The 14,800-nt window shown below is 58.0% G+C and carries 11 protein-coding genes and 1 other RNA gene; 7 read left to right on the top strand and 5 right to left on the bottom strand.

Annotated features, from left to right (window positions below):
- Positions 1-539: 539 nt before the first annotated feature.
- Together CSQ86_RS03860 and CSQ86_RS03855 are read left to right on the top strand one after the other, a co-directional pair.
- On the top strand, positions 540-2,135 hold the full coding sequence (locus CSQ86_RS03860) for an aminopeptidase P family protein (protein ID WP_100493821.1): 1,596 nt from the start codon (positions 540-542) through the stop codon (positions 2,133-2,135).
- Between the two features lie 56 nt (positions 2,136-2,191).
- Positions 2,192-2,713 carry an NUDIX hydrolase gene (locus CSQ86_RS03855; protein WP_100493820.1) on the top strand — a complete coding sequence of 174 codons (522 nt, stop codon included), beginning with the start codon at positions 2,192-2,194 and terminating at the stop codon, positions 2,711-2,713.
- A 92-nt stretch (positions 2,714-2,805) separates the two neighbouring features.
- On the opposite strand, the gene CSQ86_RS03850 is transcribed toward CSQ86_RS03855, so the two are convergent.
- Positions 2,806-4,086, bottom strand: coding sequence for an N-acetylglucosamine-6-phosphate deacetylase (locus CSQ86_RS03850; protein WP_100493819.1), 1,281 nt, complete (start codon positions 4,084-4,086; stop codon positions 2,806-2,808).
- 114 nt (positions 4,087-4,200) lie between these two features.
- The gene (gene nagB / locus CSQ86_RS03845; protein ID WP_100493818.1) at positions 4,201-5,013 is read right to left on the bottom strand and encodes a glucosamine-6-phosphate deaminase; all 813 of its coding nucleotides are present in this window, start codon (positions 5,011-5,013) and stop codon (positions 4,201-4,203) included.
- 347 nt (positions 5,014-5,360) lie between these two features.
- On the opposite strand from nagB, the gene CSQ86_RS03840 reads away from it, so the two are divergent.
- Positions 5,361-6,485 carry an ROK family protein gene (locus CSQ86_RS03840; protein ID WP_100493817.1) on the top strand — a complete coding sequence of 375 codons (1,125 nt, stop codon included), beginning with the start codon at positions 5,361-5,363 and terminating at the stop codon, positions 6,483-6,485.
- Between the two features lie 159 nt (positions 6,486-6,644).
- Here the strand turns inward: CSQ86_RS03840 and CSQ86_RS03835 are convergent, their stop codons facing one another.
- A complete protein-coding gene (locus tag CSQ86_RS03835; protein WP_100494247.1) occupies positions 6,645-7,559 on the bottom strand; it encodes an ROK family protein in 915 nt (304 codons plus the stop codon).
- A 228-nt stretch (positions 7,560-7,787) separates the two neighbouring features.
- Here CSQ86_RS03835 and CSQ86_RS03830 point away from each other — a divergent pair, with 228 nt between their 5' ends.
- The 4 genes from CSQ86_RS03830 to ssrA all read left to right on the top strand — a co-directional run bounded on the left by CSQ86_RS03830 (position 7,788) and on the right by ssrA (position 12,025).
- Complete coding sequence (locus tag CSQ86_RS03830; protein WP_100493816.1) at positions 7,788-9,002, top strand: ROK family transcriptional regulator; 1,215 nt, start codon at positions 7,788-7,790, stop codon at positions 9,000-9,002.
- An 80-nt stretch (positions 9,003-9,082) separates the two neighbouring features.
- On the top strand, positions 9,083-9,979 hold the full coding sequence (locus CSQ86_RS03825; protein WP_100493815.1) for a carbohydrate kinase family protein: 897 nt from the start codon (positions 9,083-9,085) through the stop codon (positions 9,977-9,979).
- Between the two features lie 205 nt (positions 9,980-10,184).
- Complete coding sequence (locus tag CSQ86_RS03820) at positions 10,185-11,417, top strand: MFS transporter (protein ID WP_100493814.1); 1,233 nt, start codon at positions 10,185-10,187, stop codon at positions 11,415-11,417.
- A gap of 211 nt (positions 11,418-11,628) precedes the next feature.
- Positions 11,629-12,025, top strand: a transfer-messenger RNA (tmRNA) gene (gene ssrA, locus CSQ86_RS03815).
- Positions 12,026-12,122: 97 nt separating this feature from the next.
- Here the strand turns inward: ssrA and CSQ86_RS03810 are convergent.
- On the bottom strand, positions 12,123-13,157 hold the full coding sequence (locus CSQ86_RS03810; protein WP_100493813.1) for a cell division protein FtsQ/DivIB: 1,035 nt from the start codon (positions 13,155-13,157) through the stop codon (positions 12,123-12,125).
- Positions 13,157-14,695, bottom strand: coding sequence for a UDP-N-acetylmuramate--L-alanine ligase (gene murC / locus CSQ86_RS03805; protein ID WP_100493812.1), 1,539 nt, complete (start codon positions 14,693-14,695; stop codon positions 13,157-13,159). Before murC ends, CSQ86_RS03810 begins: the two co-directional genes overlap by 1 nt.
- Between the last annotated feature and the right edge of the window lie 105 nt (positions 14,696-14,800).

The raw sequence follows: 14,800 nt of genomic DNA, 5'->3' as shown, positions 1-14,800 counted from the left end.
GCACCAGCAGGAGCATAATCTGCAGCCGCCGTGCCGAATATGAACTTTCAAGCGAAAACTTCCACCATAGTAATCGCCGGGGTCTATAGGACTCAGCCATCATGCTCTCATTCTGCACTCGGTGAATCACAGCATGCTTGTTGCCTGCCGCAATTCCTCTAAAAAGCGGATTCGCTGGCCATGTCGATATGCCCAAAGGACGGTGTGCTGTCACGATATATGCCATTATGCAATGGTAGAGATACCGAATTATTGCTCACACCTCCAGCTCACACACTCATCGAATGCGCGCGTACCTACAATTTTCGTTTTGCTTTGCCATTCTTCGATTCCGCGTTTGCACAAGGAATCTCAGCCGAGCAAGTCCTCATCGCATGCAGTACGCTACGCACTGACTGCACACCTATTTTCCGCCTGTTGCAACATGCGAACTCTCACCAGACTTGCAAATCCGCAAAACCACGAACGGCATGCATCAAATGAATTCGAACGACTAGTATGGGAGCGGTAACATGAGCCTTCATTTATAAGGAGTATCGATGGGTGAGGTAGTCACCGAGAAAGATAAGGAATATGAGGCCGAGGAACGCAAGAACGCTCCGGGCAATGATCAGGCCATGAGCGACCGCGTGAACAACCGTTCGCTACGCCCGCGTTCCGAAGCGTTCAAGGACTTCATGAAGTCCGGTTGGGCCGACGATGAGCCGGAAATCAAGCCGCTCGAATCCTCCAAGTTCACTCCGGCACGTCTCGCCGCTTTGGGCAAGGCCTTCCCCGGCGAGCGCCTGGTGATTCCGGCCGGTCAGCCGAAGGTTCGCAACAATGACTGCGATTACATGTTCCGTCCGGATACCGCTTTCGCGTACTACACCGGTCTTGGCGTGGATTACGAGGCCGGCGCCGTGCTGGTGCTGAACCCGGTCGACCCGGATTCCGAAGAAGCCAAGGCAGGCAAGACCCATACGCCGGAGCTGTTCGTGGCCCCGCGTGCCGATAACTCCACCACCGATTTCTTCATGAACCCGCATTACGGCGAGTACTGGGTTGGTCCGCGTGCCGGTTTGAAGGAAATGACGGCCATGACCGGCATCGAGACGCATGACATCGCACAACTCGCCGATGCGCTGAGCAAGGATGTCGGCTCCGAGGCCGGTGCCGTTCGCGTTCGCGTGATGCGTGAGACCGACCCGCAGATCACTTCGCTGGTCGAATCCATCCGCGAAGCCAATGGCGCCTCGGACCCCGATAAGAACGCCGCGAACGATGACAAACTGCATGAGTTCACGTCCGAGGCCCGCATGGTCAAGGATTCCTATGAAATCAATGAAATGCGCAAGGCTGTGGATGCCACCAAGCACGGATTCGACCGTCTGCTGAGCACGCTGCCGGCCGCCATTGATAAGCCGCGTTCCGAGCGTATTCTCGAAGGCGCTTTCAACGCGGTGTCCCGTGAGCTCGGCAACGCTGTCGGTTATGACTCCATCGTGGCCTCCGGCCCTCACGCCCCGATTCTGCACTGGATGCGCAACACCGGTGTGGTGAAGACCGGCGATATGCTGCTTGTGGATGCCGGCGTGGAAGTCGATTCCCTCTACACGGCTGATATCACCCGCACGTTCCCGACCAACGGCAAGTTCACCGATCTGCAGAAGCGTCTGTACCAGGCAGTTCTGGATTCCCAGCAGGCCGGCTTTGAAGCCGCCAAGCCGGGTGCCACCTATTCCGATATCCATCATGCCTGCATGCGCGTGATCGCCGAACGTCTGCATGATTGGGGCCTGCTGCCGGTAAGTGTTGAGGAATCGCTCTCTCCCGAAGGCCAGCAGCATCGCCGTTGGCTGGCTTGCGGCGTTGCCCATCATCTTGGTCTTGATGTGCACGATTGCGCCCAGGCTCGATTCGAGGCGTACCAGGGCGCTCCGATTCGCCCGGGCATGATCTTCACCATTGAGCCCGGCCTGTACTTCCGCGAGGATGATCTGCTGATTCCGCCGGAGTACCGCGGCATCGGCATCCGTATCGAGGATGATGTGCTGATGACCGAGAACGGTCCGGAATGGATTTCCGCCGGCATTCCGAAGCAAATCGACGAAGTCGAGCAGTGGATGGCCGATCGCGCCGCCGCCGGCAAGTGATGTTTCGGCTCCTCTCCGCGTGGAGGGGAGCCGTATTGTTTTATAAAGGAGACTTCATGCCAACACCAGAATTCGTGCTCGAACTACGTAAAAAGATTGGCCATGATTTGTTGTGGCTCAACGGCGTAACCGGATATGTGCTGAACGACAAGGGCCAGTTGCTGCTAGGCCGGCGCTCGGATACCGGCGAATGGGCCATGGTCTATGGCATCAATGAGCCGGGCGAACAGCCTGCGGATACCGTGGTACGAGAAATCAAGGAGGAGACCGGGGTGGATGCCATCGTCACCGACCTGGTGGCCGTGACCTCTTCGAACAAGGTCCTGGCCTACGCCAATGGCGATAACACCATGTATATGGATCATTCCTTCCTCTGCAAGGTGAAACCTGGCGGCAATGATCAGCCATTCGTCGGCGACGAGGAAAGCCTCAACGTCGGTTGGTTTGACTTGGACGCGCTCCCCCAGCCGTTGGCCGCAAGCACCGTCGAGCGTCTGCAGTTGTTCAACCGTTATTTCGAGAACAAGAAACACGGCGATTCACACGCGCTCTTCGTCTTCGACGGCGTGCAACACTGATTAACGCATTCCATGTGATGATAAAGCCTCGGTATGCTCCTCCATCGGAAAGGACCATACCGAGGCTTCCTCATATCAAATAGGCTCAATCATTACTTGATATTGCGGCCTGCACACCAGACCCGTTCAACCTTCCAGCTCACCGGGTCGATCAGGTTGAGGTCAGCGGCGAATCCCGGGGCAAGCAATCCGATAGGCGCGCCGGTCACCTCGTTGGGCTTATCGAAGCCGAACGCCTTGGCCGGCGTCAACGTGGCGGCTTCGACCGCGGCCACCGGACTGATGCCAAGCTCGTTCACGGCACGGCTCACGGCGACTTCCAGCAACAACGTCGAACCCGCGATAGCCCCATTGGAGACGAGTCGCGCATGGCCGTCGATCACGTTCACATCCAACGCACCCAGCTTGTAGGCACCATCCGGGCAATCGGTGGCCGCCATGGCATCGGTGACGAAGGCGATGCGATGCGGAGCGAAACCGAAGCCAAGCTTGACCATCGGGTTCTGCACGTGGAAGCCGTCGTTGATCAGCTCGATGGTGACGCGTGGATCCTCCACGGCAGCCGGAATCGGACCCGGGTTGCGGTGGTGCAGACCGTTCATCGCATTGAACATGTGGGTCATAATGCCGGCACCTGCATTGAATCCAGCTTTTGCGGTCTCATAATCGGCATCGCAATGACCGACCGCCGGCACCACACCGGCATCTGCAAATTGACTGATCGCGCTCAAACCATGCGGCAGTTCAGGAGCGATCGTAATCTGGCGAATGCATCCGCGCTTGCCATGCGCAACATCGGCGTCTGAAGCCTCAAGCATCTCATCGACGATTTCAGGCACCGGATCCTTAAGGCAATTCGGGTCATGCGCGCCTTTACGGGCCAGCGCCAGGAACGGCCCTTCCAAATGGCATCCGAGGATGTCCGGCCGGCCGGAAGCCATCTTGTCTCGAACCGTACGGATATTGCGGCAGATCACGTCGAGCGGATTGGTGATCAGCGACAGCACCTGACGCGTGGTGCCATGCACTGCATGACCGGCTCGAGCCACATCGATGCCATCGGGACCATCGTCGAAGCTTTTCTCCCAAGCGCCATGGGCATGAATATCCACATAGCCTGGAACGAGGATTCTTCCTGCTGCGTCCAGCACCGCTTCACTATCCGATGCGATGCCTGCCGCAGCGCAGGCCTTAGCGAACGCCTGCTCATCGGTTCCGGCTGCGGTGATAACACCATTCGCATCGGAAACAATCCAATAACCGGACTGTTCGCCTCGTGCGTCCACCTTGCGCGCATTGTGAATCGCCACCGGCGACGGCTCACCTTTCAGAGCCTTGGTCACACGCGATACGATCTCCTGCCTATCAGCCATGTATGCTTTCCTCGATTCATCCCTGCAGATTATCTTGCAGATCCAATGTTCCACCGAATAATAGAGCTCCCCTCCATGGCCTCCATGCGGGGAGCTCGAACTTCAACAGTCGAATCAGATGCCCTGCCAAGCCGGCTTGTGCGTGTATGCATAACGGTAGTAGTCCTTGTGACGCAGACGGCTTGCCGCCTCCTCATCCACGATAATCGTGGCATGCGGGTGCATCTGCAATGTGGAAGCCGGGCAGAACGCGGACACGCCGCCTTCCACGGTCTCCTCGATGGCCTCGGCCTTGCCTGAGCCAAACGCCAGCAACACCAGATGACGTGCCTTCATGATCGTGCCGATGCCCTGCGTGATGCAGTGAGTCGGCACCTGGTTGATGTCGTTGTCGAAGAAGCGCGCGTTATCGATGCGGGTCTGCTCCGCCAAGGTCTTCACACGGGTACCGGAAGCCAGCGAAGAACCCGGCTCGTTGAAGCCCACATGGCCATCCGTACCGATACCCAGAATCTGCACGTCGATGCCGCCCGCAGCCTCGATGGCAGCATCATAGGCCGGACCAGCGGCGGCGACCTTATCGCCATCCTCCAGCGGAGCACCGTTCAACACATCGCCGGGAACATGCACTTTCGCCGGATCAAGGCCAAGTGGCTCCACCACGGTGCGGTGAATGGTCGCATGGTAGGACTCGGGATGGGTCAGCGGCAGGCCGATGTATTCATCCAGCGCAAAGCCTTGAACCTGGGAAACGTCGATGGATTCGTCCTTGACGATGCGGGCCAGTGAACGGTACGCAGCCAGAGGACTGGAACCGGTGGCCAGGCCCAACACCGCATTCGGCTTGGCCTTGATAAGATCAGCCACGCAGCGCCCGTAGATGTCGCCAGCCTCGGCCTCATTCTTCACAATGATGATCTCAGGCATTGTTACTTTCCTTCATCCGTGACCCGTTATGCGCAGGCCTATGTGCAGTTGTATTGCATCGAGGGGTGATGGCAACTTCTTTGTCACGGCCTACGATGCGTCGTGGCCGGCACATCGCATGCGATATACCGAACCAACTAATTGTTAATAATACTTACAATTTTGGACTTCGCCCACATCCGGTGTTTTCAAAACACCTCAGACCCAAGCTGCGGTACACTGGAAAATGTTAGTGAAGTATCATAACAGATTCAACGATGAATGAGCTTCAACGCACAACAACAACAGAACATCTGCGACGAGCATAGGCTGCTCCGGAGCGCATGTTCATCCAGACAGGAGGAATAATGTCACTCTTTGGAGCCGCTTCGCCCTCGAACAATCAGTCGGCCAAATCTTCGCCGGCCGACGTGCGACGCAATAATCGGCAATTGATCTTTTCTCTGCTGTTCCCCACCAACCAGTATTCACGTGCCGACCTTGGCAGGCTCACCGGCTTAAGCCGCGTGGCGGTCTCCGACGTGGTCAGCCAAATGCTCGACGAGGGATTGCTGCGCGAAACCGGTCAGGCGCCGAGCGGCGGCAAAGGCAAGCGCGGCACCTTGCTCAGCATCGATATCGACCGGCTGAATATCATCAGCCTTGATCTGACGCAGGATCACATGCTGCACGGGGCGGTCACCAATCTCTTGGGGCAGGCGTTGCGCCACGCGGAAATCACACTTGGCGCCGGAGAACGAGTCACATTGGGCATGATCGGCGAACTCATCGAGAAAATGATGGGCATGGCCGACGGCACGGTTATCGGCATCGGCATCGCCTCCCCCGGCGTGGTGGATGGCGGCGTGGTCAAACGGTCCACTTGGCTCGACTGGCATGACATGGATCTTTCCACACCGCTTCAGGAACGGTTTGGCATCAATGTCACCGTGACCAACGACGCCACCGCCGCGATGCTTACCGAACGTTTCTTCGGCCAAGGCGATAGAAATATGATCTTCGTGCGCATTGAAAGCGGCATCGGTTCGGCGATTCTCATCAACGACACTCCCGTCAAGGGAGAAATGCATGCAGCAGGTGAAATCGGGCATATTTCCATTGATCTCAACGGTCCCGAATGCCCATGCGGCAAGCACGGCTGCCTGGAAACCATGATTTCCGACCATGTGCTGCGCAAGCAGCTCATTCACGCCGACGAACAGCAGAAGATACAGATTCTCGATCGAGCCGGGCAGCACCTCGGGCAGGCACTCTCCATGCCGGTCGGCCTTCTCGATATGGCGGACGTCTGCGTGTACGGACAGCCGGATATCGTCAATGCGACATTCATCGATGCGGCGCAGCAGTATCTTGATGCCAGCACTTCCTCGACATTCCACAAGCACACGGTCATTCGCCGATGCGAATGCGGGTCGGACATCACCGTGCAAGGCGAGGCAATCGCTGTGCTCGTACATTATCTGAGTCAGTGAACATCCGTCAGCGTTGCGCCTGCACTACGAATGGCCACGCAGACGCAGCCACGACAATGAACGGCCGATAGGCCAACAACGGAACAGGGGTCGGCCCGCACAACCCATGCGGGCCGACCCCTGTTCCGTTCCCGCGTATCCGCGCCAAGGATTCGATACCTACGCGGCGACCGCGGCGCCAATCGCGCCGACGGGCTGATTCAGCGGAGCAAGTCGCAAACGACTCGGAAGGTCCAATGATGCGAGGAATCGGCATTGTGATTCCCTACGCCGCAATTCGGCAGTGATGACCTCCACCAGCGGATCACCGGTTTTCGCCATACCTCCACCCAGGATAATCACCGAAGGATCCATGGACTGCGCCACGATCTGAATGGTGTCCCCGATGGCACGCACCACCATGTCCAGCACATCCACAGCCTTCGCCTCACGCTTCTTGGCACGACGAATCAAATCGGGCATCGCAGGATTGGCGGATGGCCAAAGCCTTGCCACGGACGCACCGGAGCATACGGTTTCCAGGCAGCCATATTGCCCGCATGGGCACTTGAAACGGTGAGGTTCCACGGGAATATGCCCGACCTCTCCCGCCGCACCGCTTGCGCCATGCATCAGCACACCATCCTGTACCAGGCCCGCCGCAAGACCGGTGCCGAAGTTCAGGAACGCCACCACTCCAGGCAGACTTGTTCCCCCTCCCAGCACCACGGCTGCACCAAGGGCCGCCGCATTAACGTCGTTCTCGACATGTGCCGGCACGCCAGTGCGCTGCTCGACCAACGGGCCCATATCCAGCGAAGTCACCCCAAGATTGACGATATTGTCCACATGCCCTGAAACATAATCCACCTGACCGGGAGTGCCTATGCCGACACTTGCCACCCGGTTGAAATCACCATCGCAAACCTGCCCCGCGACGGCGACGATATCGTCAATCACGGCCTCTTCGCCATGACGAGCCGGAATTCTTTCGGTGCGCAGCACACGGCCGAGCTCATCGATCAAAGCCGCTTCGATCTTGGTACCACCCACATCAACGCCGATTCTCAATGTGGCAGGCTTTTGCTCGCTCATCATTCGTTCACTCCTTCGTTCCTCCTTGAACCGATGACCTAATATCAGTGTGCCCCGGAGTATTGACAACATTCTTAACAAATTAGTTTCCGTGACACCGCCACACGACACGCCGACCAGTTTGGTTGATTGCGTGAATCAATTAACGACGTTAATATCTTAATCAAGTTCAGATTCAAAGACGAGCGGACGTGATCACTCGCAACGAGGCAGGACAAGGAGGACTCCATGGCGCTTGAAGCCAAGCAAGCTACTTCACAAGCCAGTGTTTCCGAATCCAATCGTTCGCGCATTCTTCAGCACCTGTACCATCATGGCATCAGCTCCCGCGCACAGATCGCAAAGGCACTGGATCTCACCCCCGCAGCCATCACCAAAATCACCGCCCGACTGATCGAAGCCGGCGTGATTGAAGAGACCGGGGACATCGAAGGCTCCAAGAACCGCCGCTCCATCGGTCTTGAACTGGACACCACACGCTTCCACATCATTGGCGTGAAATTCGCACGCTCCTTGGTGCAAATCGGCGTTTTCGACCTGTGCGGCAACGCGCTCAGCCTGGAAACCCTGCCCACGGTGTACGACAACACCATCGACGATACCGTTGTCGTCATCCACCAGCGGCTGACCCAGCTTCTCGCCGAGGACAAATCCATCGTCGCCATCGGCATGGCAGTACCCGGCCCCTACCTGCGCAACGAAGGTCGCACCGCCGTGGTCTCCAGCATGCAGGGCTGGCGCAAAATCAACTTCATTAACGAATTCGCCTCCGCCTTCGGCGTTCCCTTGTTCATCGAGCAGGATGCACGTGCAGGCGCACTGGCTCATTACCTGTTCGACCCAGCCGTCCACACCAGCGACAATCTCGCCTACTATCTTGTCGGCGAAGGCGTCGGCCTTGGCGTTATCGAGAACGGTCGTCTCATTAACGGCTATCTTGGTGCCGCCACGGAAATCGGCCACATCTCCGTGGACGTCAACGGACGTCCATGCGACTGTGGCAACATCGGCTGCCTCGAGCGTTATTGCTCCACCCCCGCCATCCACGACATGCTTATCGACGATGGTGTGCTGGTCCCGGGGGCCGCAGATATGACCCACACCGACGCCGCTCGTGCTTTATTCCGCAAAGCACAGGAAGGCGACGAACAGGCCATCGCCATGGTTCGCAGCATCGCTCGCTATGTGGGCTATGGATGCGTCACCATCTTCAACGGCTTCAATCCCAAGCACATCATCATCGGAGACATCGTGTCCGAAGCCGGACCGATGTTCCTCGAAGAGGTGCTCAGCACGGTGGAGGAACGGTCCATCCCGGAAATCTACAACACCACATCCATCACACTGTCCACGCTGTCCGCAGACGCTGCCGTTTCCGGCGCCGCGGCCGTGGCGGTCACTCAATTTTTGGAACACCCCTCGGTGTTCTTCGATGTCTCCTGACTCCTCCACGAATCAAGACATCACTGTGAAGTTTCCATACGGAACATGCACAACAAAGAAAGATAAGGAAAGGAACCATCATGACTAACCCAATCGTCCTGAGCCTCGGTGAGCTGCTTTGGGATATGCTGCCTGGCGGCAAGCGTGCCGGTGGCGCCCCTGTGAACTTCGCCTACCATGCGATGAAGAATGGTGCCGAGGGTTGGGCCATCAGCGCCGTCGGCGAGGACGAGCTCGGCGATGAGCTGGTTGCCAAGGCCGACGAAGCCGGCATCAACACCGTGATCCAGCGCAACGCATGGCCGACCTCCACCGTTGAGGTCGCCCTGAAGAACGGCATCCCGGAGTACACCATCGTCAAGGGTGTCGCCTGGGATCACATTCTGTACACCCGTCAGCTCATCGACGTGGTCTCCAAGGCCGACGCCATCTGCTTCGGCACCCTGGCCCTGCGCTCCCCCGAGACCCACGCCACCATCATGGAACTCCTGAAGCACACCAAGCCGGGTGCCATGAAGTTCTTCGACATCAACCTGCGCGGTGACCACTACTCCAAGGAACTCATCGAAGAGCTGCTGAAGGCCGCCACCGTCTTCAAGATCAACGATGAAGAGCTGCTGCTTCTGCGCGACATGTTCGACATTCGCGGCACCTCCGGCGAGGACGCCTGCCGCTGGTTCCTCGACGAGTTCGATCTCGACTACGTAATCCTGACCGCAGGCTCCGCATACTCCACCGTGATCTCCCGTAAGGGTGAGTCCTCCACCCTGGACACCCCGCACGTCGAGGTCGTGGATACCGTCGGCGCTGGCGATTCCTTCTCCGGCACCTTCACCGCACGTACCCTGCTGGGCGACTCCCTGACGGACGCTCACCGCAAGGCCGTCAACACCGCCGCCTTCGTCTGCACCCAGGCTGGCGCTTGGCCGGATTACCCGACCGAGATGCCTGACTACCTTGCCGAAGCCGGCAAGTGATCCCGTTTCAGCTCAGACAGTCCTGAGCTGAAACCACTCTCCTTTCCTCCCGTTTTCGGGTACAGCTCATGCCGGACAATGACGTCCGGGATTCCACAAGAAACACCGCCTCCCCGGCGTGAGCTGTACCTGCAGACGCGGAAAACATAACTGAAAACCGAAATATTCATTGTCTCATTGCAGTTAAGAAAAAGGGAATTCAATAATGAGCAACGAAACCACTAAGACCGGCAACGCCGGATTCGCCAAGATCCTGCCGGTAATGTTCGCCTTCTTCGTCATGGGCTTCGTCGACTTGGTCGGCACCGCGACGAACTACGTCAAGGGTGAATTCGCACTGGCGGACGGTACCGCCAACCTGTTCACCACCATGGTGTTCTTCTGGTTCCTGATCTTCTCCGTGCCGACCGGCATGCTGATGAACAAGATCGGCCGTCGCAAGACCGTGCTGTGGTCCATCCTCGTGACCCTCGTGGCCATGGCCCTGCCGATCATCGCCTATGTGGCGCTCTCCGGCACTCCGCGCCTGGTCCTCATCGTCATCTCCTTCGCCTTCCTCGGCATCGGCAACACCCTGATGCAGGTCTCCCTGAACCCGCTGCTGACCGTGTTCGTCAAGGGCGACAAGCTCGCCTCCACCCTGACCACCGGTCAGTTCGTCAAGGCCTTCGCTTCCCTGTTCGCCCCGTACATCGCCATCTGGGGTGCCACCAAGCTCGGCATGTGGTGGATCCTGTTCGTGATCTACTTCGTCATCGGCATCATCGGCTACGTGCTGCTTGCCTTCGATAAGATCGAAGAGCCCGCCCCGGATGCCGGCACCACCACCATCGGCCGTTGCTTCAAGCTCCTGTTCTCCGATGGCATCGTCTTCCTGTGCTTCCTCGGCATCGTGGCCCACGTGGGTGTGGACGTCGGCATCAACGCCCAGGCTCCGCGAATCCTGACCGAGCACACCGGCGACCAGTTCACCGAGATCGCCGCCACCGCAACCATGGTCTACTTCATCGCCCGTATGATTGGCTGCTTCACCGGCGGCATCGTGCTGCAGAAGATCTCCAACAAGGTCGGCCTGCGTATCTGCGGTGTCATCATGACCCTGTCCGCCATCTGCTTCGCCGTGTTCTCCCTGGTGCAGGACAACCCGCCGGTCTGGCTGTTCTGGCTGGCCGTCGCCCTGGTCGGCTTCGGTAACTCCAACGTGTTCTCCCTGTTCCTCTCCCACGCTCTCATGTACCGTCCGGACCGTCAGAACGAGATCTCCGGCCTGATGCTCATGGGCCTCATCGGTGGCGCTATCTTCCCGCCGATCATGGGTGTGGCCGCTGACGCCGCTGGCCAGTTCGGCGGCATCCTCGTGATGGCCGTCGGCTGCCTGTACGTGCTGGTGATGGGCTTTGCCTACAAGGTGCTCGAAGGCAAGAAGGCTGAGGCCTAATAGCCGCTTCCAGCACCAACATTCAAGACGAGCCTGCGTGAATCTCCCCCTTCGGTTCACGCAGGCTTTTCCATGCCCTGCAAACGGCATGAATCTATTGCCTTTCCTATCTCCGTAAGCTGATTTACGAGATTGATTTGCATTCCGCTCAAGGAAAGGATATATTGAAAAGTCCGGCCGAAAAGCTGGAAGGGTTTGATAACTCAATATTGGGGGCGATCGGTTTCGACGGTGACCTGTTCGCTGCAGGGAAGCGTGCCGAGAACGTCGGGTCCACTCGTGGATGACCCCGACAAAAGAATAAGTGCTAAATCTAACCGCACTGAGTTCGCTCTCGCTGCCTGAGCTTCGCGCCAGGATTAACCAGTGAGCAGCCGCTCCGTTCACTCCTCCTCGTCTTTGGGAGGATGCTGAGCGTCGTTAAGAAGACTTGCTGATGCAGTTGAGCCTCAGGGCTGCATCGGGACTTTAACTGCGGATATGCTCGCCATCGGTTGTCTGCGACACAGATGGGGGCAGAAAAACCGCCGCACGGCCAGCAGACTACGCACGTAGAAGACTGCGGGCTCGGTCATCGGACCGGGGTTCAATTCCCCGCGCCTCCACTACTCAAAGGCCGCATAATCATTGGATTATGCGGCCTTTGTCGTATCCATTGCCCACATTTTGCCCAACGCCCAATCAGTCAGCAGTGCGCATAGGGACTCACTTCAGAATCGGTCTGCTGGGCGCTGAAACATCAACCTGCTTGTAGTTGCCAATCACATTGGGATCGTTCAGAATCTTGTCGACTTCAGCCATCTTGAGCTTCAGTTGCGAGGAATCCCCCCATACCACCACATGTTCGCCGTCATTCAGCGTGGTGGTCACCGAATCCTGCGTCGCAACGGTCACTTTGGTGATCTGTTTGCGCATCGATTCCGGCAGCGCTCCGAGAATGGTCAACGCCCCTTTGATGGAACGGTTCTTCAAACTGGTTTCGACATCCTTGACTTCAATCACCGGAATGCCGTCAACGTCGGCGTTCTTCACCGAATTGAGCACGCGCGCCTGATCATCCACAGCGGTCAATGTGTCGCCGCTTTTGAGCATGGCAGTCGGCTTCTGCGATCTGATGACGACGCTCATCGATTTAGGGAAATGTTTGGATACCTTGGCTTCGCTTACGCCGGGGATGGATTTCAACTGCTGTTCCACGTCACTGGATGACACCAGGAACAGTGACTTTCCCGATTGTTTATCCGCTATCGCACGAATGGTGGCTGTGCTCACCCATTCGTTTGCACCAGAAACGCTGATGGCCTTTGATTCCAGACGGAACACTGAGGAAAACAGCAGCAGCCAGGTCAATGCGGATATCAGCAACACCGCAATCGCAGCCACTGCCGCGCGTATGGCGATGACGCGAGCACTCGCTTTTCTGCGCTCCTTGGCCCGGGCGGTGAAGTCTACCACTTTCGGCCGGGAGGCTACACCCAGCGAACTCGTGGTCTGGCGCAACGTCTCGGCGACATAGTCCTCACTATGCAACGCACGCGCATCGACGAATGCGCCGGCTTTGCCTTTGGCAACCGTAACATCCTGTTCCAGAGGGTAAACGGATTCCGGCTTTGACGCCACAGCACGCCGCTTGCGCGGGTGTCCGGACGCATCCGCCTGATGGGATTCAACGACACGTGCTTTGCGTTTGCCTCCCGAGGAACCCGAGGAGCCGGACGAACTGACCGTGCGGCCGGCCATTACTCGCAGCTCTCCCGATGGGCCTCCAGCGCGGTCAGCAACACCTGATCCATATCGGTGATGTCACCGGCGCCAACGGTGAAGATCACATCACCATGATGGGCGCGCATCGCCATCATCTTGGCCGCCAGGCACATATCATCCACCGACTGAATCCAAGTGCCTGCGGAATCATCCTTCAGGCCTTCAGCCGCATCCACGATGGTGTCGGGACCGACGTCCGGAAAATCCGCCTGCTTTTCGCGAGCCGGGAAAATACCGGTAACAATCACATCATCGGCTTTGGCCAGTGCTTCTGCGAACTCGCGTGCAAAGAACTTGGTGCGAGAGAACAAGTGCGGCTGGAACAGCACGCGAATCACGGAATCCGGGTAACGGCGACGGGCGGCATCCAATAGGGCCGCGATTTCAGTGGGATGATGCGCGTAATCGTCCACTACGGTGACCTGTTTGACCGTACCGCGCACCTGGAATCGACGTGCGGCTCCGAGGAAGCTGCCCGCAGCCTGTGCGGCGTCGGCAGGCTTGACGCCCAACAGCACTGCAGCAGTGATGGCCGCGGCCGCATTGCGCGCATTATGGATGCCGGGGACCTTCAACGTGACGCTTTGGCAGATGGTTTCGCCGCCGGTGACGGCACCGGGTAGTTCCAACGTCAGCTGTTCCGTGCCGCTTCCCGCCGTCTCGCTTTCGGAAGAGATGGCGACCAGAGATGCACCATCCAAATCGGGCAGCTGGTCCTTTGGCGTTGTGCCGTACACGATGGTATGTGCCTTCACCGCATCGGGGAGCGCCTCGAATACGGCAAGCGCATCCGCATCATCGGCGCAGATGATCACATGCCCGGTGGCATGCTCGGCGTGATTGACGAAAGCGGCCCGGTAATGCGCCTCATCGCCGTAATGATCGAGATGGTCGGCTTCGGCATTGGTGATGATGGCAATGGTGGGATGGTATTTGGCAAAGCTACCATCCGATTCATCAGCTTCGGCCACCAATGCAGAACCGGCTCCGGCATGGCCACCATCCAAAGTGGTGCCATCCTGGCCCTGAATCGAGCCACCGATGGCGTAACTGGGATCGGCCCCCACCTGCACCAGAATGTGAGCCAGCATGGAACTGGTGGTGGTCTTGCCATGGGCGCCTGCCACGGTGACGGTCTGTTTGCCGTTCATCAGCAGAGCCAAAATATCGCTGCGATGCACAATATACTCGCCGGCGGCATGTGCAGCGACGATTTCCGGATTATCCGGCTTGATGGCACTGGAATAGACCACGGTGGAGGCATTGGCCACGTTCTCGGCTTTCTGGCCGAACTCGACAGTGATACCGAGTGTTTCAAGTCGGTCCGTTTTGGCGCTGCGTTCACGATCCGAACCGTCGACGCTCACACCTTGCGCATGCAGCATCTCAGCCAACACACTCATTCCCGCACCGCCGATGCCGATGAAATGCGTGGGACCAAGATCGGTCGGAGTCGCCTGCGCATCAAACGCGGCATGGGTGGGATCAAGCACAATGGATTGTTCTTGAGACAATTGACGCTCCTTTACAGGATTTTCCTGACCACATACTATGCCGTCCGATACCGCACCAACAAATGAAATACGGCAAATGGTATGTGGTCATGTCCGTTTGCCTTG

It is taken from the genome of Bifidobacterium felsineum, assembly GCF_002802915.1.
Classification (GTDB): Bacteria; Actinomycetota; Actinomycetes; order Actinomycetales; family Bifidobacteriaceae; genus Bifidobacterium; species Bifidobacterium felsineum.
The sequence above is the reverse complement of the archived record's forward strand: the minus strand, read 5'-3'. Positions and strand labels throughout refer to the sequence as shown.

Bases quoted from the DNA above. Each gene is read 5' to 3' on its own strand.
- CSQ86_RS03825 (WP_100493815.1), top strand. From the start codon at position 9,083: ATGACTAACCCAATCGTCCTGAGCCTCGGTGAGCTGCTTTGGGATATG.
- CSQ86_RS03820 (WP_100493814.1), top strand. From the start codon at position 10,185: ATGAGCAACGAAACCACTAAGACCGGCAACGCCGGATTCGCCAAGATC.
- CSQ86_RS03830 (WP_100493816.1), top strand. From the start codon at position 7,788: ATGGCGCTTGAAGCCAAGCAAGCTACTTCACAAGCCAGTGTTTCCGAA.
- CSQ86_RS03855 (WP_100493820.1), top strand. From the start codon at position 2,192: ATGCCAACACCAGAATTCGTGCTCGAACTACGTAAAAAGATTGGCCAT.
- CSQ86_RS03810 (WP_100493813.1), bottom strand. From the start codon at position 13,157: ATGGCCGGCCGCACGGTCAGTTCGTCCGGCTCCTCGGGTTCCTCGGGA.
- CSQ86_RS03860 (WP_100493821.1), top strand. From the start codon at position 540: ATGGGTGAGGTAGTCACCGAGAAAGATAAGGAATATGAGGCCGAGGAA.
- nagB (WP_100493818.1), bottom strand. From the start codon at position 5,013: ATGCCTGAGATCATCATTGTGAAGAATGAGGCCGAGGCTGGCGACATC.
- CSQ86_RS03840 (WP_100493817.1), top strand. From the start codon at position 5,361: ATGTCACTCTTTGGAGCCGCTTCGCCCTCGAACAATCAGTCGGCCAAA.
- CSQ86_RS03850 (WP_100493819.1), bottom strand. From the start codon at position 4,086: ATGGCTGATAGGCAGGAGATCGTATCGCGTGTGACCAAGGCTCTGAAA.
- CSQ86_RS03835 (WP_100494247.1), bottom strand. From the start codon at position 7,559: ATGAGCGAGCAAAAGCCTGCCACATTGAGAATCGGCGTTGATGTGGGT.